Below are 17,703 nucleotides of genomic sequence, written 5' to 3'. Positions count from 1 at the left end.
CCCCGCGCGCCGGCGCCCCGGCCCCCCACCCCCCGACCCGCCGCGGCCCCCGCCCCCGCGTGCCGGCAGGGGGGCGGGCGGGGGCGCGGGGGTCGCGGGCGCGCCGGGGCGGGCGCGCGCGTGTTGCGGAGGTGTTGCGGTGGGCGTGGCGCACGGCGCGCTCGTAGTAGCGTCGAGGCGCGAAGTCGCGCACGCCGCGCGGCTTTTACCGAACCGGGACGGGGGTCGAGCGTTGGGAAGGGGTGGTGGGTGTGGGACGGGCACGCGTGGCGGCGCGGGTGATCGTGCACCCTGGTGTGGAGGACCTCAGGGTCCAGCAGGTGTTGGAGGCACTCGCGGACCCTGCCCGCAGATCGGTGGTGCGCCGGCTGGCCCACGCGGGTGCCGCGCTGAGCTGCGGCTCCTTTGATCTTCCGGTCTCCCGTTCCACCTCGACGCACCACTTCAACGTGCTGCGCCAGGCCGGACTGCTGCACCAGTACTACGTCGGCACCACCAAGATGAACTCGCTGCGCGCCGAGGAGTTGGAGGGCCGTTTCCCGGGCCTGCTGTCGGCGGTGGTCGCCGCCGCCGATGCCGAGGCCCGCACGGCGCCCTGAGCGGGCCGGCCCGTCCCGCGGCCGGCGGCCGTGGGGCGGGCCGGTTCCGGAAGGCTCGGCCCTGGTGGGGTCAGTGGGGTCAGTTCTGGACGGTGAGGACGATCTTGCCGACCTGGGTGCCGGCCTCCAGGTAGCGGTGGGCCTCGGCGATCCGGTCGAGGCCCTCGAAGACCCGGTCGACGGCGGGGGTGAAGGAGCCGTCGGCGAGCCCGGCGGTGACGAAGGCCTGCGCGCGGCGCAGCCGTTCGTCGTCGCGGGTGATGTCGTGCATGGAGTAGAAGCGGCTGGTGACGGGGGCGAAGGTGTCCTGGCCGGGCAGGGGGGTGTCGCGGGGGTCGAGGCGGCCGTAGACGATCAGGCGGCCGCCGGGGGCGATGGTGCGGGCGAGGGTGAGGACGCCGGGGCCGGCGACGGGGTCGAAGACGGTGCGCACGCCGGTGCCGGCGGTGATGGCGTCCACCCGGGCCACCAGGTCCTCCTCGCCGGTGACGATCACGTCGGCGGCGCCGGCGTCCAGGAGTTGCTGCTTCTTGGCGCGGGTGCGGGTGGTGGCGATGGGGACGGCGCCCAGGCGGCGGGCGGTGCGGATGGCGGCCAGGCCGGTGCCGGAGGCGGCGGCGGTGAGCAGGACGTGGTCGCCGGGGCGCAGGTGGCCGTCCTCGGCGAGGGCGCCGTAGGCGGTCAGGTAGGGCATCCACACGGCCGTGCCCTGGACGTCGGTGAGGCCGGCCGGGTGGTGGACGACGGCGCGGGCGGGCACGAGGGCGTGGGTGCGGTAGACGCCGTAGTCGTTCTGGGAGAAGGCCGGGACGGTGTCGACCCGGTCGCCGGCGGCGAAGCCGGTGACGCCCTCGCCGAGGGCCTCCACGGTGCCGGCGGCCTCGTAGCCGGGGGTGGCGGGCAGTTTGGGCTCGTCGAGGTAGGCGCCGGCGCGGAAGAGGGCCTCGGCGCGGTTGAGGCCGATCGCGCTGACGCGGATGAGCAGTTCGCCGGGGCCGGGCACGGGGACGGCGGCGGCTCGCACGGTCAGGACCTCCGGTCCTCCGGTGCGGTCGAAGACGACGGTCCTGGACATGGCGTAACTCCCCTGCTGCGGCGGGCCGGTGGCGGTGCGACGTGCGGCGTGGCGTGCGGTGCGGCGTGCGGTGCGGCCACTTACGTAACCCGGTGCGCGGGAAACTGTCAAACTTCGACTGGTCTCGGAATAATGGGCGGTCGGCGGGCGTTGACGGTGAGTTGACCCTGCGTCAGGCCCGGGGCCGCGCGGCCTGCGGGGGCGGGTGGGAACCCGGCATGGCGGCGGGCGGGCGGTGTTCGTATCCTTCGGCGGATGAACGCCTTCGCACCGCCGCACGAACCGCCACACGAACTGCCGCACGAACCGTACGGGTCCTCGGGCCGGGACTGGGCCGCCACGCTGCGCTGGGTGGAGCAGGGCCTCCCCCCGGGCCACCGGGTGCGGTCGGTGACGGGCCTGCGCGGCGGCTGGACGTCGCGGATGCGGCGCCTGGACGTCGGCCCGGAGGGGGGTGCGGGCGAGGGCGGGGGCGGGTACGCGCTGGTGCTGCGTTCGTTCGTCAAGCCGTTCTACCTGCGCCACGCGCCCGCCCTGCTGACCCGTGAGGCCGGCGTGCTGCGGCTGCTCGCGGACGGCGGCGTGCCGGCGGCGCGGCTGCACGCCCTGGACGCGGCGGGCGAGTTCTGCGACCACCCGTCGCTGGTGATGTCGCTGCTGCCGGGCGGCGTACGGGTGGCGCAGGACGGCGACGTGGAGCGCCGCGCGGACCTGCTGGCCGGTCAGCTGGCCGCCGTGCACGCCCTCGCGGTGGCGCCGGGCGAGCGACCCCGCGCCTTCGAGGCGTGGACGGCCCCGGAGCGGGTGCGGGTGCCCGGGGCCACGGCGCGTCCCGGGGTGTGGCGGCGGGCGGTGGAGGTGATCCGCCGCGAGGCGCCCGCGTACCGGCCGTGCTTCCTGCACCGCGACTTCCACCCCGGCAACGTGCTGTTCACCGGGCAGGGCGCCGCGCTGGCCGTCAGCGGGGTCGTGGACTGGGTGGAGACCTCCTGGGGCCCGGCCGACCTGGACGTGGCCCACTGCTCCACCGCCCTGGCCCTGCTGCACGGCGTGGACACCGGCCTGGACTTCGCCGCCCGCTACCTGGCGGCCGGCGGCACGCTGGAGGCCGACCCGGGCGCGCACCTGTACTGGCGGCTGCTGGACGCGCTGGCGTTCGCCCCGGACGCGGAGAAGGTCGCCGTGCCGTGGCGGGAGCTGGGGCGCGACGACCTGACGCCGGCCCTGCTGGGCCGGCGCCTGGAGGGCTACCTGGAGGCGCTGCTCGACCGGTACGCCTGAGCACCGCCCTGCGCCCGTTTGCCGGTGGGTGGTTCAGGAGGGCGGTTCAGGAGGGCGGTTCAGGTGGGCGGTTCAGGAGGCCGGTTCGCCGTCGAGGAAGGCGGCGATCAGGGCCTGGGGGGTGTCGTCGCCGTTGAGGAGTTCGTGCATGTGCACGCCCTCGGAGGCGGCCTCGGCGCTGCGGGGGAACATGGTCCGCTCGTACGCGGCGAGGGCGGCCTCGGTGTCGCCGGGGTGCGCGGCCAGGGCCTGGCCGAGTTCGGCGCCGTCGAGCATGGCGAGGTTGGCGCCCTCGCCGTTGGGGGCGGTGAGGTGGGCGGCGTCGCCCAGCAGGGTCACCCCCGGCACCCGGTCCCACCGGTGGGCGATCGGCAGGGTGTGGTGGGGGCGCAGGACCGGGGCGGTGTCGCCGTCGGTGATCAGCGCGGTGAGTTCCGGTGCCCAGCCGTCGAACTGTGCCGCGATGCGGGCGCGTGCCGCGGCGGGGTCGGCGAAGTCGACGGCGGCGAACCAGTCCTGCGTCCTGGTGAGCATCACGTAGGTGTGCAGGGTGTCGCCGCTCTCCCGGTGGGCGAAGATCTCCGCGCCGGGCGAGGGCGCCATCATCGACCCGCCGCCGACCGCCTTCGCGGCGGCGAGGTGGCGGGTGTCGGCGTCGAACAGGTAGGTCTCGACGGACGACGTGCCGGTGTACTCGGGGGTGGCGGCGGACAGCAGCGGCCGCACCCGTGACCACGCGCCGTCCGCGCCGACCAGCAGGCCGGTGACGGCGGTGGCGCCGTCGGCGAACGCCACCTCGTGGCGGCCGGCGCCCAGGGCGCGGACGCCGGCGGCCTTGCGGCCCCACCGGACGGTGCCGGCCGGGAGCGAGTCGAGCAGCATCTGCCGCAGTTCGGCGCGCTGCACCTCGGGGCGCCCGCCCGTGCCGTCGTCGGCCTTGTCGAGCAGGACGCTCCCGTCCCGGTCGAGGATCCGCATCGCCTGGCGGCCCTCCAGTACGAGGGCCTCGAACTCCTCCATCAGGCCGGCCGCCCGGACGGCGAGCTGCCCGTTGTAGTCGTGGATGTCGAGCATCCCGCCCTGCGCACGCGCCGCCGGCGAGGCCTCCGCCTCGTAGACCGTGGACGCGATGCCGTGCAGGTGCAGGACCCGGGCCAGGGTCAGCCCGCCGAGTCCGGCGCCGATGATCGTGATGTCGGTGGTCATGGTGGTTCCCTGTCTGTCGCACGCCTGCCGGATGGGCACCCGGCCTGTCCCCGGAAAGCTCCCAGGCCCCACCGGCACGCCACTGACAGGCCACCGGCACCCGGCTCACACCCCCGGCATCCGGCCGTCACCGCGCCCGCGTTGGACCGTCATGAGAATCATCGAGAATCACGCCTCCCGGAGCGCCGGTTGAGGCCGATCATGGGAGGACCTTCCTGTCCGCCGTCGAGAGGAACAACCATGGCAAGGCGGCTGCGCGTCATCGGTAGCACCTCGGGTGTCGGCGACTGCCCGACGCTGTACGAGGACGTGGACACCGGCGAGGTGGTCGTGCAGGGGTACGCCGTGACGGACCCCGAGGACGTGGCGCAACTCATGCACGTGAAGGACGATGAGGGCTTCGTAGTCGTGCCCCGCGAACTGCTGGTGCGGTTCGCGCCGAAGGAGTCAACGCCGGTGCCGGAGTTCGTACCGCAGCAGCGGATCACCGAGTTCATCAACGACGGTTTCGAGCACACCGCGTGGCGGTTGGAGACAAGGGCGGGATACCTCTCCGACAAGCTGACGCCCTCCTACGCCGAGTTCCTTCGGACGGGGGACAGCGCCGGGGAGGTCGGGCACCCCTGGTTCGAGAACGTGCGCCGCATGATCGGCAAGGGCAAGAGGTTCGAGCGGGTGCGCCTGGTGGACGATCCGCCGACCGAGGGGCAGCGGTACCTGCTGGCGTGTGCCCGGACCAACGTGGCGGCCGGTGAGGACATCCGGTGCATGTGGCGTTCGGAGGCCGAGGCGGCCGGGCTGGCCGGGCTGTCGGACTTCTGGCTCTTCGACTCCCGCACGGTCGCGCGCTTCCACTTCGAGGGGGAGCGCACCGTGGGAATGGAGTTGGTCACCGACCCGCTGGAAGTCCTCCGTGCCTGCCAGACGCGTGATGCCGCCTGGCACCACGCGAGGCCCTACGCGCAGTTCCGGGCTCAGGTACCTTCCGACATGTGAGCACCGACTATCAGCAGGCGCGGTCTGCTCTTGGTGCCCGGATGCGTGAACTCCGCACCGAGTGCGGGTTGTCCGGACGCGCCTTGGCCGTGCGGCTGGGCTGGCCCCAGTCCAAGGTCAGCAAGTTGGAGAACGGCAGGCAGTCTCCCACCAGGGCCGACGTGGTCGCCTGGGCCGAGGCCGTCGGCCGGCCCGACGCCGGCGCCGAACTGGTGGGCCGGCTGCGGACGGTGGAGACCCAGTACCGGTCGTGGCGGCGCCAGCTCGCCGGCGGTGTCCGGCCGGTGCAGGAGGCGCACGCCGCGCAGGGGAAGCGGACCGGCGACCGGCGGTCATTCGACCCGACCCTGGTTCCCGGCCTGCTCCAGACCGCCGAGTACGCGCGAGCGGTCCTCACCCGGTACACCAGGGTCCATCCGTCGATCCGCGACGTCGAGGCCGCGACAGTAGCCCGCATGGAGCGTCAGAGGGTTCTCAACGACCGGTCGCGGTCGTTCCACTTCCTGGTGTGGGAAGGCGCCCTCGTCTCCCGGCTCTGCCCGCCGGCCGTACTGGCGGACCAGCTGGAGTCCCTGGCCCCCTGGCTTGCTCGTGGGAACGTCCGGCTCGGGATCGTGCCGTTCGATGCCGATCTCAGAGTGCCCGCGGGAGTCGGATTCTCCATCCACGACGGCGCGTTGGTCATCACCGAGTCCTGGCACGCGGAGATGTGGTTGGACGATCCGGCGGACGTCGCGCTTCACATCCGGGCGTGGGAGGCCCTGGCGCAGAGCGCCGTCTACGGCCCGTCAGCCCATCGGGTGATTGTCCGGGCGCGCCGGTCGCTGCTGTGAGAATCACCGGGAATCACCTCCGCCCGGCTCCGGCCGCCGCCCCTACCTTCGTGGTGACGGAAACCCCACCGGTCAAGGGAGTGGCACATGTCGGGTCTTGAGCCGACTGGACAGTCGGAACGGGTGAGCGCCGGGGAGTCGGCGGCGAACGATCTGAGGGAAGCGCTACGCGCTGCCGGGATCTCCACCCTCGTCCGTGGCGGCCCGGACGTGTTCACGGATTCCAGCTTCTCCTGGGTGGCCCTGGGACACCTCAAGGAGGCCGAGGCCGCCGTGCTCGCCACCCTGATCCGCAAAGCCCTGGGCACGTGAGCGCGGCACCGCAAGGGGCCCCCGACCGCCGGGAGGCGAAGCCGCCCCGCCGGACCCCGACGAGCGGTTCGGCCGTCCGAGCTGTCCCCGGAGGAACGCAGGCGCCGTCGAGCGTGCCCGACTTCGCCGAGCTGCTCGGGCGGTGCCGGCGTTCCGCCGTCCATCTGGAGCTGCGGGACTCCTACGCCCCGACGGAGCGGTTCGAGGCGTGGCGGCGCGGCGAGCGGATCGACTGGGAGGACCGCGGGTCCTGGTGGCATCCCTATGACCAGTTGATCACGGACACGGTGGTCCGGGGTGTGGCCGTGCGCCGGGCCCGGGTCGTCTCCGAGCCCGTGTCCGCGTACATCCGGTGGGAGCACTACGTCACCCACGCCAACGTCACGGCGGGCGAGGAGGTCCGCTGGCTGCCCCGGCGACGGGCCACGGGCATCCCCCTGCCGGGCAACGACTTCTGGCTGTTCGACGACGCGCTGCTCCGGGTGCACCACTTCTCCGGCGACGGCGCGGTGGTCGAGGACGAGATCACCGAGGACCCGCAGACCGTCAAGCTGTGCGCCACCGCGTTCGAAGCGGTCTGGGAGCGAGCGGTCCCGCACCACCTGTACGGAATCTGACGAAGGCCCGCCTCCGTGCCCGCGCACCCCTCTGCGAGCGTCCAGCAGGCCCGCGAAGTCCTGGCCGGCCGGCTCAGACGGTGGCGGGCGGTGCGTCCTGCGCCTGCGCCTGCGGCGCAGCGGCGGCGGCGGGGGCGCCGGGGCCCAGGCGGCGGCGGAGCAGGACGGCGGCCAGGGCGGCGAGGGCGAAGCCCGCTCCGGCCCAGGGCAGGTGGCGGGCGCCGGCGGTGGAGACGACGAGGCCGCCCACCGCGCTGCCGGCGGTGATGCCCAGGTTGGAGAAGGAGATGAACAGGCTGTTGCCGAACTCGGGTGCGTCCTGGGCGTCGCGGGCCAGCCAGCTCTGGCTGACGACGAGTCCGCCGGAGTGCACCGCGCCCCAGAGCAGGACGCCGGCGGTCATCGGCGCGGGCCAGGGGCCGATCGCGTAGAGCAGGGCGTAGAGGAGGACGTAGAGGGCGGGGAAGGCGGTGACGGTGCGCAGCAGGTCGCGTTCCAGGAGGCGGCCGAAGAGGAGGTTGCCGAGGACCATGACGATCCCGAAGGCCATCAGCGCGGCGCCCACCAGGGAGGCGCTCAGGCCGGTGACGCGTTCCAGGTATTCGGCGAAGTAGCCGTAGACGGAGAACATCGCGGCGAACACGCACACGACCGCGAGGATCGACAGCCACAGCCGGCCCCGGCGCAGGATGGCCAGCTGGCCCCGGTAGGAGGGGCGCCGACCGGCGGGCGCTGCGGGGGTGGAGGGGGTGGCGGGCGCTGCGGGGGTGGCGGGCAGGAGGAGCAGGACGCCCAGGCAGGCCAGCAGGTTGACGCCGGCGCCGAACCAGAACGCGGCGGCCAGGCCCGCGTGTTCGGCGAGGTAGGAGGTGAGCGGCACGCCGAAGGCGAAGCCGAGGGTGACGCCGGCGAAGACGGTGGTGGCCGCCCGGGTGGCGCGGTGTGCGGGGACCAGGTTGGCGGCGGTGGTGAGGGCGACGGCGAAGAAGACGGGGTGGAAGAGCGCGGGCAGGATCCGGAAGGCGAACATCACGGCGAAGTCGTCGGTGAGCGCGTACACGGCGTTGGAGAGCGCGAAGACGGCCAGGGCGCTCGCCAGGACGGCCTTGCGGCGCAGGCCGGAGGCCAGCAGGGTGCCGAACGGCCCGGTGGCGGCGACCACGAGGGCGAAGACGCCCACCAGCCAGCCGGCGGCGGAGGGTGTGACGCCGAGGTCCTCGGAGATGCGGGGCAGGACGCCGACGACGCCCATCTCGGTGGTGATGATCCCGAACACTCCCAGGGAGAGCGTCAGGACGGCGGGGCCGGTCTTTGCCATGTGCTGCCTCCGTCCGCCCGGTGCGCGGGGTGTGCGGGCGCACGGCACCCGCCCCCCACGCACAGGGCTACAAATCTAGATAGTTAGATGGAATGGGGCGAAAAGGAAGGGCGCAGCCCGGGCCGCCCCGGCAGGGGCGGTGGGGTGCGCCCCTGAGGGGGCGGAGCGTCAGAGTTCGTCGCGGGCGTAGGCGGCGAACGCGGCGATCGTCTCCTCGTCGCGGCGGTAGAAGGTCCACTTGCCGACGCGTTCGGACACCAGCAGCCCGGCGTCGCGCAGGATCTGCAGGTAGCCGGAGACCACGGACTGGGCGAGCCCGGACTTCTCCCGGATGTCCGTCACGCACACGCCGATGTGGAAGCCCACGCCGCGTTCGCGGTAGTAGTCCTCGTCGAAGTAGCGCTCGGGCGTCTTGAGCCAGCGCAGGAAGTCCGCCCGCGCCGGGTTGGCGAGCGCCTTGTGAACGGCCAGCGGATCCACCGCGCACTCCCTTCGCCCGACCCTCGACCAGATGACGTATCCAATATTCTAGATGTGAAGAAGCGTGTCAACCCGGGCCGGGCGGGCCGACGCGGGCCTGCCCGCCTGCGCCTAGGATCGGCCGGTGCACCGGAGGAATCTGACAGCGGCCGACGGCGAATCCTGGGGCGGCCTGGGCCTGGAGCTCCCCCCTGCCACCGAACCGGGGCTGCGGCCGCGGACGGCGAACGGGAACCTGATCGTCCTGTCGCAGGGTCCGCGGGTGGTGCTCACCGGCAGGATCGACGACGACCGGTGCGGCGTCGAGTACTCCCGCACGGACCACTACCGCTCCCCCATCACCCCCCTGCGGGCCGCCGAGGCACGCGCGATCGCCGAGGCGTGCGCGGTCGCCGGGCCGGGAGGGCCGTCCTGGTACGCCCGCTGGGCGCACCGCTTCGCCGGCGCCCTGCACGCCCGCGCCGCCGGCCCACTCCACGAGGGGCGGTGGGTGCTCTCCCCGCGGCTCGCCCGCGAGGGGATGGCACCGGCCGCAGGCGGGCCGGGCGGCCAGTGGCGTTCCCTGCTGCTCGACGGCCATCCCGACGGCTACATCGACTGGTTCGACGGCTCGTGGCGGGTCATGCCGCTGCGCCGGATGCCGCCACCCGGCGACCCCCGGGTGAAGGCCTGCCGCAAGCAGGCCCGCGAGGGCATCCTGGCGCCCGTCCTGCTCTGGTGGTTCAGCGGGCTCAACTGCCATGTGGTCCTGGACGGCCACGCCCGCCTCGGCGCCGCCATCGCCGAGAACCGCGAGCCGGCGGTACTGGTGCTGTCCCGCGCACCGTCCCGGGAGCAGACCGGGGCCCGGACGGACAGCGCCCTGTCGACCTACCGCCTCACCATGTCCCTCCTGGACGGTCCGCATCCGGTGACGGACCGCCAGGGCCTGGCCGGGGCGGCGGGCCGCCTGCTCGCCGCCCAGCTGCACAGCCTCAAGGCCGACTACGCGCCCACCCGTGCATGGCCGTTGCCGTCAGGCCCACCCGCCCCGCCCCGGCCGGTGCCGTGAGGCCCACCCGCCCGGCCCCGGTCGTTGCCGTGAGCCGCCGAAACGACGTGGCGCCCGGGCACCGCCGTGCCGCAGGATCGGCCCCGTGGAAACAGTGATGCAGTGGGTCCGCACGTCATGGACCGGACAGTCCCGGGGCGGACCCGAAGCCGCCCGGCGCAACGCGGCCCCGACCGCCTTCTTGCTGCCGCCCGGCTCACCGCCCCTCGTCCACGAGGTCCGGATGCACGAGGCCGACGGCTTCCGGCCCCGCTCCCTGACGCACGAGAGCACACCCGGCTCCCGCACGGACACCGGCGTGCTCCTCCAGGAGGCCGGCCACCTGCTGCGGGTCCAGCTCGTCGCGACGCCCTTCGGCATGCCGCGCCGACGGCGCCGCCCCCCGGCAGTGCGCCTGGCCCGCGGGCAATGGCTGCGCTGGCAGATCAACTACCGCTTCGCCCACGCACACGACGGCGCGTGGACCTACCGGCTCGACACGCTCAACATCGCCCACGGCCCGGCACCTGCCGACCTCGTCCTGGGCACCCCCACCCTGCGCGTCAGCGAACTCGCCGCCCTGCGCTGACCGCACGCCGCCCGACGCGGGGCCGCGATCCTGCGCGCACCGGCTCCGCGCGGCACCGGCCGTACCCGCCAGGGGCCTTGGCTGACTCGCGGCGCAGGCGCGGCGCTAGGCTGTGGCGGTGACCTCGCTGCCGGAAGACCTCTCGCCCCTGGCCGGCGACGACGACCGCGACACGGCCGTGCAACGCCTGCAAGAGGCGTACAGCCAAGGGCGCATCTCCCACGAGGAGATGGACGAACGCCTCGACCAGGCGCTCACCGCCAGGACGCAGGGCGCACTCGCGCGGTCCCTGGCCTCGCTCCCCGAGCCGGGCGCGGGCACCGAGACGACGATCGGCGCCGCCACGGGACGCATCCGGCGCAGCGGCGCCTGGCGGGTGCCCCGGACCCTCAAGGTCGCCTCCGCGCTCGGCAGGGTGCACCTGGACCTGTCCCGGGCGGTCTTCGAGCACCCGGTCGTCGACATCGAACTGCAACTCGGCACCGGCGGCGCCAGGATCACGGTGCCCCACGACGCGGTCGTCGACATCGAGGGCATGCACGCCGGCTGGAAGGAGGCCCGCTACAAGCCCCCGCGGCACCCCACCCCCGGCGGCCCCACCATCCGGATCTCCGGGACCACCGGGTTCGGACGGCTGAAGGTCCGCCACGCGCGGCGCTGAGGCCCCGGCCCGGCCGACCGGCGCCGCAACTGGATCAGGGCGACGACGCGGTGGGCGTGCTGCGCGAACAGCGGTGTGACCGCCGGGGGACGGCCGTGCGGGCCGCAGCGTCCCGCTCGCCGCGCCGTCGGCCCGACCGGCCTCCTCCCTAAGATGGGCTGCATGCGTGAACTGACCTCCGCTTCCTCGCCGGTCGAGTGGCGGATCGACACGGCCTCCGGCGCTCGGCTGGTCACCCTGAGGGACGAGGGCGGGCTGTCGTTCCGCAGCGTCTGCGGTGGAGCGGGCGAGGCGGTGGTGGTCGCCGCCAACCGGCACAGGGCGGACGGCGGTGACGACACCCTCTACCTGACGGTCGGTCCGGACGGTGTGGAGGAGATCACGGTGGAGCACGAGGGCGTCAATCCCGCCCTGTACACCGGCCCGGACGGCAACCCCTGGGCTCGGATGTCCGTGCTCCAGGACGGCGTGGACCAAGAGCCCGACACCCTCCTGCCGTTGCGGGGACGGGGCAGGTGGGAACAACCGCCGCGCACCTCCGCCTTCGCGGGCGACTTCGTCGGGTGGATCGGCGACCGTGCCTTCTGGCACCTGGACGACGTCTTCGACGAACGCCGGCCGTCCCGGGTCCAGGCGGCAGACCTGGAGTCCGGCGCCGGCGGGCCCCGGTGGCGGGTCCGCCGCCCGGTGCGGCTGCCGTTGCCTCAGTCGCAGTACGCGGTGGTATGCACCGACGGGGCGCAGCTGGCAGTACTCGCGCTGGACGCGGATCCGGCGGGACCCGCGACGCTGCGCATCCTCACCCCGGACACCCTCGCCGTCGAGCGGGAACGTCCCGTCCTGCGGGACCCCGAGGAGGCGTTTCTGCTGCTCGCCGAAGCCCACTCCGACGGCTCGGCGCTGCTGTACTCCGTCGCCGACGACGGCCGGGTCAGCGCGGTCCGCCTCGACGGCACCGGCGCCCGGTCCACTGCTCCGGCCGGCGTTCTGCCGGACGGGCCCTTCGCGGTCTGGCCGGTCCACGGCCCCGGGCACCACGCGCTGCGCTTCACGACGGAGCACACGAACGGCCTGCTGGTCCTGGACGGCGCCATCCCGGTGGCGCTGTGGGCCGGCGCTCCAGACCGCTACCGCGACTCCGTCACGGGACGCGAGACGCGCTTGGGAGCCGACTGGGGACTGCCGGTCCTCGTCGGCGCGGCCGCGAGCGGCAGGAGCCACGCGCTGCTCCTGCGGCCCGAGGACGACCGGACCCGGCTGGCCGTCCTGTTCGGCTAGGTCCAATGCCACTGACTTAACAGCGATCACGAGCCGCTGACCTGTGGCGATGCCTCGGTCGGAGGGTCGCGGAGGACCGCAAAGTCAGTGGCATTGCGGCTAGGCCCTGTCCGGCCGATCTTGGCGGATCAGCCCGCGGAGCGCCCCGGTGGTACTTTCGCCGGACCTCTCGGAAGGGGTGGACAGACAGATGGACGGGGACATGCGGCGGGCGGCCGTCGCGGCGCTGGCCGAGCTCGGGCGCAGCCGCGACTACCGCGACCGGGCGGACGCCGGTCGCGCCCTGGCAGGCTTCGCCGAGCTGCGGGAGGCCTGCGGGCCGCTGCTGGCGCTCGTGCTCGACGCAGGCGACACCTTCGTCACCCGGGTGAGCGCACAAGCCCTGCTGCGGCGAAACGACCTGGCCGGGCTGGCGATCGTCGCGTCCGCACTGGCAGTGGCCGACGACAACCACGGCGACTGGATCCACACCGCGGTCGCCGACGTGTTCGGCATCGTCGCCGACGACCGGGACGACGCGGTACGGCTGTGCGAGGAGCTGTCGCGGGCCGCCGACGACCGCGTCGCCCTGGGGGCCCGTCGGCTGCGCGACAGTCTGGCCGGGATCGATCCCGTTCTCCGCCCCGCAGCAGCGCGGGACGGACGCTAGCGCTCTGACCGCATAGGTTCACCGGCTTCCTGCCTGGGCGAAGGCTGGGGCCGATTGGACGGGGGCTGACATCCCATCCAATGTTCGTCGTCCAGACGGCCGCCACCCGCCCGACCAAGCTCGCCCAGCCCTTCACCCGCTGGTCCATCCGCAAGCTCGCCGCCTACATCCGCAAGGTCCACGGCCGGGTGATCCGCATCGACCGCGAGGCCCTGCGCTGCCTGCCCGCCCGACGCGGCGCCACCTTCCGGCGGGCCAAGACCTGGAAGGAGTCCACCGACCCCGGCCGCGACGCCGAGCTGGACCGGATCGAGCACGTCCCGGACCGCTTCCCTGACCGCGTTTTCGCGTTCGACGAGTTCGGGCCGCTCGGCATACGCCCGACCGGCGGATACTGCTGGGCCGAGCAGGGCCGGCCGGACCGGGTCCCGGCGACCTACCACCACACCCACGGCATGACCTACTTCCACGGCTGCTACTCCATCGGCGATGACACCCTCTGGGGCGTCAACCGTCGCCGCAAGGGCACCGCCGATAGCCTGGCCGCGCTCAAGTCGATCCGCGCCGCCCGCCCCGACGGCGCCCCGATCTACGCGATCGTGGACACCTCTCCACGCACAAGGGCGCCGAGATCCGCCAGTGGGCCCGGAAGAACAAGGTGGAGCTGTGCTTCGCCCCGACCAACGCCTCCTGGGCCGACCCCGTCGAGGCGCACTTCGGACCGCTGCGCCAGTTCACCCTCGCCAACTCCAGCCACCCCAACCGCCCCGTCCAGAACCGTGAACTGCACCGCCGCCTCCGTTGGCGCAACGCCAACGCCCGCCACCCCGCCACCCCGACGTCCTGGCCGCCCAACGCCGTGAACGCGCACGCATCCCCGGCGAGAAGGGCCTCCGCCGGGGCGGACGCCCCCTCGCAAGCGCGGCAGCCCAACCGTGGACGGATGAACCCTCCTGTCGCAGCCGTAGCATCGCCGGATGCGCTACATCGACAACCGAGACGTCAACGAGGCCGTGACCGAGATGATGCGGGTACTTGGCCCGCACGACGCGGAGGACTGGTCGGTACCGGCAGGTCCGCTGGAATGGAGCTGCTGGACGACGGCCGCCCACATCGCCCATGACCTGCTGGCCTACGCCGGGCAGATCGCCGCACGCCCGACGGACGCCTACCTGCCCTTCGACCTCGCCGTCCGCCCGGACAGCTCCCCACGCGAGGTGCTCCGGGTGGTCACCGCCTGCGCAGGGCTGCTCGGCAGTGCACTGGCCACGGCCGGCCCGGAGGCGCGGGCCTGGCACTGGGGCCCTTGCGACCCGTCAGGCTTTGCGGCAATGGGTGTCGCCGAGGTGCTCCTGCACACCCACGACATCACCCAGGGGCTGGGCGTGCCATGGCTGCCCCCGGCGCCGCTCTGCGCGGCGGTACTCCACCGGCTCTTCCCCGAAGCTCCACCCGGCGACCCGGCCCATGTCCTCCTCTGGTGCACCGGCCGGGGCGATCTGGAAGACCGCCCCCGCCGCACCTCATGGATCTGGCGCGCGGCGGTGGCCGAGTGATCAGACCTCTCGCAGGAAGACTGAGAGGCGCCCCCATCCACGGCGAACGGTCCCGGTCACAGCACAACTAGCGCGAGGGCGCCTGGCGGGCGGCGCGGTCGGCGACGGCCCGCAGCAGGGCCTCGGCACTGCCCGGGGCGGCCGCCCAGCGCCGTATCTCGGCGTGGGCGGCGCGGCGCCCCGGACTCAACGCCCGCACGGGCAGGGAGAACTGGCCGCGCAGGCACCACCACCTCACGACCCGGGCGCAGCTGCGCCTCACGTCGGGTCCGGGAGCTCGTCGATGCCGTCAGCGGGGCGCAGGTGGATGGGGTGGGCGTGGATGCCGACGAAGGCGATCGTGCGCAGCGCGCCGAAGTCGGTCAGCCGGCGGGAGATGAGGGCGGTGGATTCGGGGGCGAACAGGTCGGCGAGGTAGGCGGCGTGGTCGTCGTCGAGGGGAAGGCGGGCCAGGGCGGTGCGCACGGCCGCCAGGGCGTCGGCGAGCCGGGTGAAGGTGGCGGTCTCGGTGACGCCGCCGATCTCGACGGTGACCGGGTGCGGGTAGTCGCGCGGCGCGATGGTGGTCACGCGGCGGCGCCGCTCTGGGGTCCGAGGACCGCCCACACCGCCTTGCCGACCCCGCCCGCGCACGGTCGGCAGCCCCACTGGAGGGCGAGTTCGGACACCAGCCACAGCCCCCGCCCGCATTCCTCGTCCCCGTTGACGCGACGCAGCACGGGCTGCCGGGAGTCGGCGTCGTGGACCTCGATCCTGAGGTCGTCGGCCGAGAGGGCGAAGCGCACGAACAGCAGCCGGTCGGACGGGGTGCGGGCGTGCTGGACGGCGTTGGTGACGAGTTCGCCGAGCACCAACCCGGAGTAGTCGAAGAACAGTTCACCCCCCTGGTGGTCGGAGAGGAAGCCTCGCAGCAGTCCCCGCGCGGTGGGCACGGACTTCTGGTGGCGCGACAGCCAGCAGGAGTACTCCCCCGCGACGGGGGGCGGGATCTTCAGCGTTTCGGACATGGCGACGCCTCCTCGGCGGCGGAGCGGGAAAGCGTGATCCGGGCACGTGAGGCAAGGCCCGAGGACCGTCGGCGGGCATGGGGATGCCCGGGTGACGATCCATCAAGATCACGCTGTGTCTTTCATGGACTACTCCCTGTAGCATGCCACTGCGCCAATGCCGTCTGCAACAAGAACGACTGCAACCGTGCAGATTTGCGAGGCGCGTGGCCCCGACGGTCCGTCACGGGGCAGACTGGGCAGTTCAAGGGAGGAATCGCGCATGACCGACGAACCGAGGCCGACCGTCCGCGGCCGCCGCCTGGGGTCGGAGCTCCGTCGGCTCCGGGAATCAGCGAACAAGACCACCGAGGACGCCGCATCCGCGCTCGCGTGCTCGCGCGCGAAGATCAGCCGGATAGAGACCGGCGCGGTCGGGATCCGCCGACTGGACCTCGGCGTCCTGATGGACCTGTACGGCGTCACGGAGCCGAGGGACCGCGATTCCCTTGAGACGCTGGCCCGCGACAGCAAGAAGCGCGGCTGGTGGCACGACCACGGCGATACGATCCCGCCCGCCTATGTGGACTTCCTCGATCTGGAAGCAGACGCTCGCTACATCCGGAACTGGCAGCCACTGGTCCTGCCAGGCCTGTTGCAGACCGAGGACTACACCCGCGCTCTGCTTCAGGCCAACCCGGCTGTTGTCCGCCCGGAACGCATCGACCAGTTGGTCAGGCTCCGGATGGAACGCAAGGAGGTTCTGACCAAGCCCGATCCGGCCCGACTCTGCGCGATCATCTGGGAGCCGGCCCTCCGATGCCCGGTGGGCGGCGCCGATGCACACCGCGCGCAACTGGGCTACCTCGTCGAAGCGGCACAACTCCCCAACGTCACCTTGCAAGTGGTTCCGCTCGACATCGGTCCGACCGCTGGCGCCTGCGGGGCATTCGTGATGTACGGATTCACTGGCTCCCCTACCTCGGGAGCGGTGTTTCTGGAGAATCTGACGAGCAGCCATTACCTGGAACGAGAGGCAGAACTCGACGGCTACGGGCTCGTCTTCGAGGACCTGCGATCGTCAGCCCTGAACCCCGCCCAGTCGCTGGATATGATCACCGCAATCGCGGCAGAGACAGCGAGTTAAGAGATCAGACAAGAGGGTGAGCACATGACCAAGCCGAAGATCTCCGCTCGGGGCTGGTACAAGAGCAGCTACAGCGCACAGGCGAACGAGTGCGTCGAGGCGGGGAACGTCGTCGCTGGCGGCATGGCCGTCCGCGACTCGAAGGACCCCAGCGGCCCGGCCTTGGTCTTCCCGGCCGACGCCTGGTCCGCTTTCCTCACCGGGGTCAAGGCCGGCGACTTCCCCACGGCCTGACCCGCCAGCCACCCCCGTCACAGCCCCGGCCGCACGGCCGGGGCTGCGACGTACCGTGAGCGCCAAGGACCCGTCCCAGCGGATCCACCAGGCCTCTGAGCGGGAGCCGAACAGGCGACCCGGCAGGGCGCGGGCCCGCAGCAAACCGGTGGTTCCGCGCAGGAAGTCGGACCGGCCGACTTCTCGCGCTTCAGTCCGCCCTCGCCGCCCTGCGGGGTGCGGGGCACCGCTCCCCCGCCGTGCTCGCCGACGCCGACAGCCAGGCTCCGGCGGCAATCCCGCGCCTGCGCCCTGGACTTGAAACCGAGCACGAGACTGCGCGGCCGCGGCCCGCCGACCTCGACGCTCAACCGGTAGCGAGGCGTCCCACGCACCCACCCCACCGCCTCGACCGGCAGGATCACCAGGCCGAACAGAACAACGAGCACGAGAAAGACCGGAAAGCCGTCGGAACAGGCCGCGCCGCCGTCCGGCGGAAGGCCGTGAACAGGTCCGTACAACCGCAGCACCACGGGGATGCCGTCCGGCCCGACGACCCGCCCCGCCGACCCCATCGGCGTACCGGGCCCGCGATCTCCGACCCGACCGGCCCGCCCGACCCGCACCACGGTGGCCACGACCGCCCCGCACAGGTACTGGAGACAGCCGGGACGGCCAACCCTGTTGTACCGGCGGCCCCTTGCGGGGAGCAACGGGGCCGCAGGAACGATTCGCCCCGGGTCGCGCCCGCCCCCGGCAGCGGACGCGCCTGCGGGGGGGGGGGGGGGCGGCCCCCCGCCCCCCCCCCCGCCCCCCCCCCCCCCCCCCCCCCCCCCCCCCCCCCCCCCACACACGCTGTGAGTTAGAGGCGACAGAG

21 protein-coding genes and 1 pseudogene are annotated in these 17,703 nt (G+C 73.3%); 15 read left to right on the top strand and 7 right to left on the bottom strand.

Going from position 1 to position 17,703, the window contains the following annotated elements; all coding sequences use genetic code 11:
* Positions 1-251: 251 nt before the first annotated feature.
* Entirely contained in the window at positions 252-599 is a 348-nt protein-coding gene (locus ACFV6D_RS30415) for a helix-turn-helix transcriptional regulator (protein ID WP_063352990.1), read from the top strand.
* 79 nt (positions 600-678) lie between these two features.
* Here the strand turns inward: ACFV6D_RS30415 and ACFV6D_RS30410 are convergent, their stop codons facing one another.
* Positions 679-1,674, bottom strand: coding sequence for a zinc-dependent alcohol dehydrogenase family protein (locus tag ACFV6D_RS30410; protein WP_380561963.1), 996 nt, complete (start codon positions 1,672-1,674; stop codon positions 679-681).
* A gap of 255 nt (positions 1,675-1,929) precedes the next feature.
* Here ACFV6D_RS30410 and ACFV6D_RS30405 point away from each other — a divergent pair, with 255 nt between their 5' ends.
* Positions 1,930-2,955: a phosphotransferase family protein gene (locus tag ACFV6D_RS30405; protein WP_380561961.1), complete on the top strand. Its 1,026-nt coding sequence runs from the start codon at positions 1,930-1,932 to the stop codon at positions 2,953-2,955.
* Positions 2,956-3,027: 72 nt separating this feature from the next.
* Here ACFV6D_RS30405 and ACFV6D_RS30400 read toward each other — a convergent pair whose 3' ends face one another.
* Positions 3,028-4,161: an FAD-dependent oxidoreductase gene (locus ACFV6D_RS30400; protein WP_380561959.1), complete on the bottom strand. Its 1,134-nt coding sequence runs from the start codon at positions 4,159-4,161 to the stop codon at positions 3,028-3,030.
* Positions 4,162-4,401: 240 nt separating this feature from the next.
* On the opposite strand from ACFV6D_RS30400, the gene ACFV6D_RS30395 reads away from it, so the two are divergent.
* The 4 genes from ACFV6D_RS30395 (at position 4,402) to ACFV6D_RS30380 (ending at position 6,919) form a co-directional block, all read left to right on the top strand.
* On the top strand, positions 4,402-5,157 hold the full coding sequence (locus tag ACFV6D_RS30395) for a DUF6879 family protein (RefSeq protein ID WP_380480929.1): 756 nt from the start codon (positions 4,402-4,404) through the stop codon (positions 5,155-5,157).
* Positions 5,154-5,990 carry a helix-turn-helix domain-containing protein gene (locus tag ACFV6D_RS30390; protein WP_380480926.1) on the top strand — a complete coding sequence of 279 codons (837 nt, stop codon included), beginning with the start codon at positions 5,154-5,156 and terminating at the stop codon, positions 5,988-5,990. The genes ACFV6D_RS30395 and ACFV6D_RS30390 overlap by 4 nt, the downstream gene beginning before the upstream one ends.
* Positions 5,991-6,077: 87 nt before the next feature.
* Positions 6,078-6,302, top strand: a complete 225-nt coding sequence (locus tag ACFV6D_RS30385; RefSeq protein WP_380480924.1) for a hypothetical protein — start codon at positions 6,078-6,080, stop codon at positions 6,300-6,302.
* A gap of 113 nt (positions 6,303-6,415) precedes the next feature.
* Positions 6,416-6,919, top strand: coding sequence for a DUF6879 family protein (locus ACFV6D_RS30380; RefSeq protein WP_380561957.1), 504 nt, complete (start codon positions 6,416-6,418; stop codon positions 6,917-6,919).
* Between the two features lie 73 nt (positions 6,920-6,992).
* Here the strand turns inward: ACFV6D_RS30380 and ACFV6D_RS30375 are convergent, their stop codons facing one another.
* Entirely contained in the window at positions 6,993-8,237 is a 1,245-nt protein-coding gene (locus ACFV6D_RS30375; RefSeq protein WP_380561955.1) for an MFS transporter, read from the bottom strand.
* A 168-nt stretch (positions 8,238-8,405) separates the two neighbouring features.
* On the bottom strand, positions 8,406-8,717 hold the full coding sequence (locus tag ACFV6D_RS30370; protein WP_063352995.1) for a helix-turn-helix transcriptional regulator: 312 nt from the start codon (positions 8,715-8,717) through the stop codon (positions 8,406-8,408).
* Between the two features lie 124 nt (positions 8,718-8,841).
* Here ACFV6D_RS30370 and ACFV6D_RS30365 point away from each other — a divergent pair, with 124 nt between their 5' ends.
* The 7 genes and pseudogenes from ACFV6D_RS30365 to ACFV6D_RS30335 all read left to right on the top strand — a co-directional run bounded on the left by ACFV6D_RS30365 (position 8,842) and on the right by ACFV6D_RS30335 (position 14,480).
* Positions 8,842-9,768, top strand: a complete 927-nt coding sequence (locus ACFV6D_RS30365; RefSeq protein ID WP_380561953.1) for a hypothetical protein — start codon at positions 8,842-8,844, stop codon at positions 9,766-9,768.
* An 85-nt stretch (positions 9,769-9,853) separates the two neighbouring features.
* Positions 9,854-10,336: a hypothetical protein gene (locus ACFV6D_RS30360; protein WP_380561952.1), complete on the top strand. Its 483-nt coding sequence runs from the start codon at positions 9,854-9,856 to the stop codon at positions 10,334-10,336.
* Between the two features lie 118 nt (positions 10,337-10,454).
* Positions 10,455-10,997 (top strand): DUF1707 domain-containing protein, encoded by a 543-nt coding sequence (locus ACFV6D_RS30355; protein ID WP_380339300.1) that lies wholly within the window; start codon positions 10,455-10,457, stop codon positions 10,995-10,997.
* A 162-nt stretch (positions 10,998-11,159) separates the two neighbouring features.
* Positions 11,160-12,275 carry a hypothetical protein gene (locus ACFV6D_RS30350; RefSeq protein WP_380561950.1) on the top strand — a complete coding sequence of 372 codons (1,116 nt, stop codon included), beginning with the start codon at positions 11,160-11,162 and terminating at the stop codon, positions 12,273-12,275.
* A 190-nt stretch (positions 12,276-12,465) separates the two neighbouring features.
* Positions 12,466-12,924, top strand: coding sequence for a hypothetical protein (locus ACFV6D_RS30345; protein WP_380561948.1), 459 nt, complete (start codon positions 12,466-12,468; stop codon positions 12,922-12,924).
* 83 nt (positions 12,925-13,007) lie between these two features.
* Positions 13,008-13,851 (top strand): annotated as a pseudogene (locus tag ACFV6D_RS30340) (transposase); the annotation flags it as partial.
* 50 nt (positions 13,852-13,901) lie between these two features.
* Positions 13,902-14,480, top strand: coding sequence for a maleylpyruvate isomerase N-terminal domain-containing protein (locus tag ACFV6D_RS30335; protein WP_380561946.1), 579 nt, complete (start codon positions 13,902-13,904; stop codon positions 14,478-14,480).
* Between the two features lie 67 nt (positions 14,481-14,547).
* On the opposite strand, the gene ACFV6D_RS30330 is transcribed toward ACFV6D_RS30335, so the two are convergent.
* Genes ACFV6D_RS30330 through ACFV6D_RS30320 form a run of 3 tightly spaced genes read right to left on the bottom strand, consistent with a single transcriptional unit; the run spans position 14,548 to position 15,487 of the window.
* Positions 14,548-14,742 carry a hypothetical protein gene (locus ACFV6D_RS30330; protein WP_380378252.1) on the bottom strand — a complete coding sequence of 65 codons (195 nt, stop codon included), beginning with the start codon at positions 14,740-14,742 and terminating at the stop codon, positions 14,548-14,550.
* On the bottom strand, positions 14,739-15,050 hold the full coding sequence (locus ACFV6D_RS30325) for a hypothetical protein (RefSeq protein WP_380561944.1): 312 nt from the start codon (positions 15,048-15,050) through the stop codon (positions 14,739-14,741). The genes ACFV6D_RS30330 and ACFV6D_RS30325 overlap by 4 nt, the downstream gene beginning before the upstream one ends.
* On the bottom strand, positions 15,047-15,487 hold the full coding sequence (locus ACFV6D_RS30320) for an ATP-binding protein (RefSeq protein ID WP_380561942.1): 441 nt from the start codon (positions 15,485-15,487) through the stop codon (positions 15,047-15,049). Before ACFV6D_RS30320 ends, ACFV6D_RS30325 begins: the two co-directional genes overlap by 4 nt.
* A 262-nt stretch (positions 15,488-15,749) precedes the next feature.
* On the opposite strand from ACFV6D_RS30320, the gene ACFV6D_RS30315 reads away from it, so the two are divergent.
* Together ACFV6D_RS30315 and ACFV6D_RS30310 are read left to right on the top strand one after the other, a co-directional pair.
* A complete protein-coding gene (locus tag ACFV6D_RS30315; RefSeq protein WP_380561940.1) occupies positions 15,750-16,613 on the top strand; it encodes a helix-turn-helix domain-containing protein in 864 nt (287 codons plus the stop codon).
* A gap of 24 nt (positions 16,614-16,637) precedes the next feature.
* Positions 16,638-16,847 (top strand): DUF397 domain-containing protein, encoded by a 210-nt coding sequence (locus ACFV6D_RS30310; RefSeq protein WP_063353001.1) that lies wholly within the window; start codon positions 16,638-16,640, stop codon positions 16,845-16,847.
* Positions 16,848-17,703: the final 856 nt, after the last annotated feature.

It is taken from the genome of Kitasatospora sp. NPDC059812, assembly GCF_042732075.1.
Taxonomy (GTDB): domain Bacteria; phylum Actinomycetota; class Actinomycetes; order Streptomycetales; family Streptomycetaceae; genus Kitasatospora.
Note: the sequence above shows the minus strand (reverse complement) of the source record. Positions and strands in the feature narration are given on the sequence as shown.

Bases quoted from the DNA above. Each gene is read 5' to 3' on its own strand.
- ACFV6D_RS30405 (WP_380561961.1), top strand. From the start codon at position 1,930: ATGAACGCCTTCGCACCGCCGCACGAACCGCCACACGAACTGCCGCAC.
- ACFV6D_RS30375 (WP_380561955.1), bottom strand. From the start codon at position 8,237: ATGGCAAAGACCGGCCCCGCCGTCCTGACGCTCTCCCTGGGAGTGTTC.
- ACFV6D_RS30320 (WP_380561942.1), bottom strand. From the start codon at position 15,487: ATGTCCGAAACGCTGAAGATCCCGCCCCCCGTCGCGGGGGAGTACTCC.
- ACFV6D_RS30315 (WP_380561940.1), top strand. From the start codon at position 15,750: ATGACCGACGAACCGAGGCCGACCGTCCGCGGCCGCCGCCTGGGGTCG.
- ACFV6D_RS30410 (WP_380561963.1), bottom strand. From the start codon at position 1,674: ATGTCCAGGACCGTCGTCTTCGACCGCACCGGAGGACCGGAGGTCCTG.
- ACFV6D_RS30335 (WP_380561946.1), top strand. From the start codon at position 13,902: ATGCGCTACATCGACAACCGAGACGTCAACGAGGCCGTGACCGAGATG.
- ACFV6D_RS30385 (WP_380480924.1), top strand. From the start codon at position 6,078: ATGTCGGGTCTTGAGCCGACTGGACAGTCGGAACGGGTGAGCGCCGGG.
- ACFV6D_RS30400 (WP_380561959.1), bottom strand. From the start codon at position 4,161: ATGACCACCGACATCACGATCATCGGCGCCGGACTCGGCGGGCTGACC.
- ACFV6D_RS30310 (WP_063353001.1), top strand. From the start codon at position 16,638: ATGACCAAGCCGAAGATCTCCGCTCGGGGCTGGTACAAGAGCAGCTAC.
- ACFV6D_RS30350 (WP_380561950.1), top strand. From the start codon at position 11,160: ATGCGTGAACTGACCTCCGCTTCCTCGCCGGTCGAGTGGCGGATCGAC.
- ACFV6D_RS30345 (WP_380561948.1), top strand. From the start codon at position 12,466: ATGGACGGGGACATGCGGCGGGCGGCCGTCGCGGCGCTGGCCGAGCTC.
- ACFV6D_RS30395 (WP_380480929.1), top strand. From the start codon at position 4,402: ATGGCAAGGCGGCTGCGCGTCATCGGTAGCACCTCGGGTGTCGGCGAC.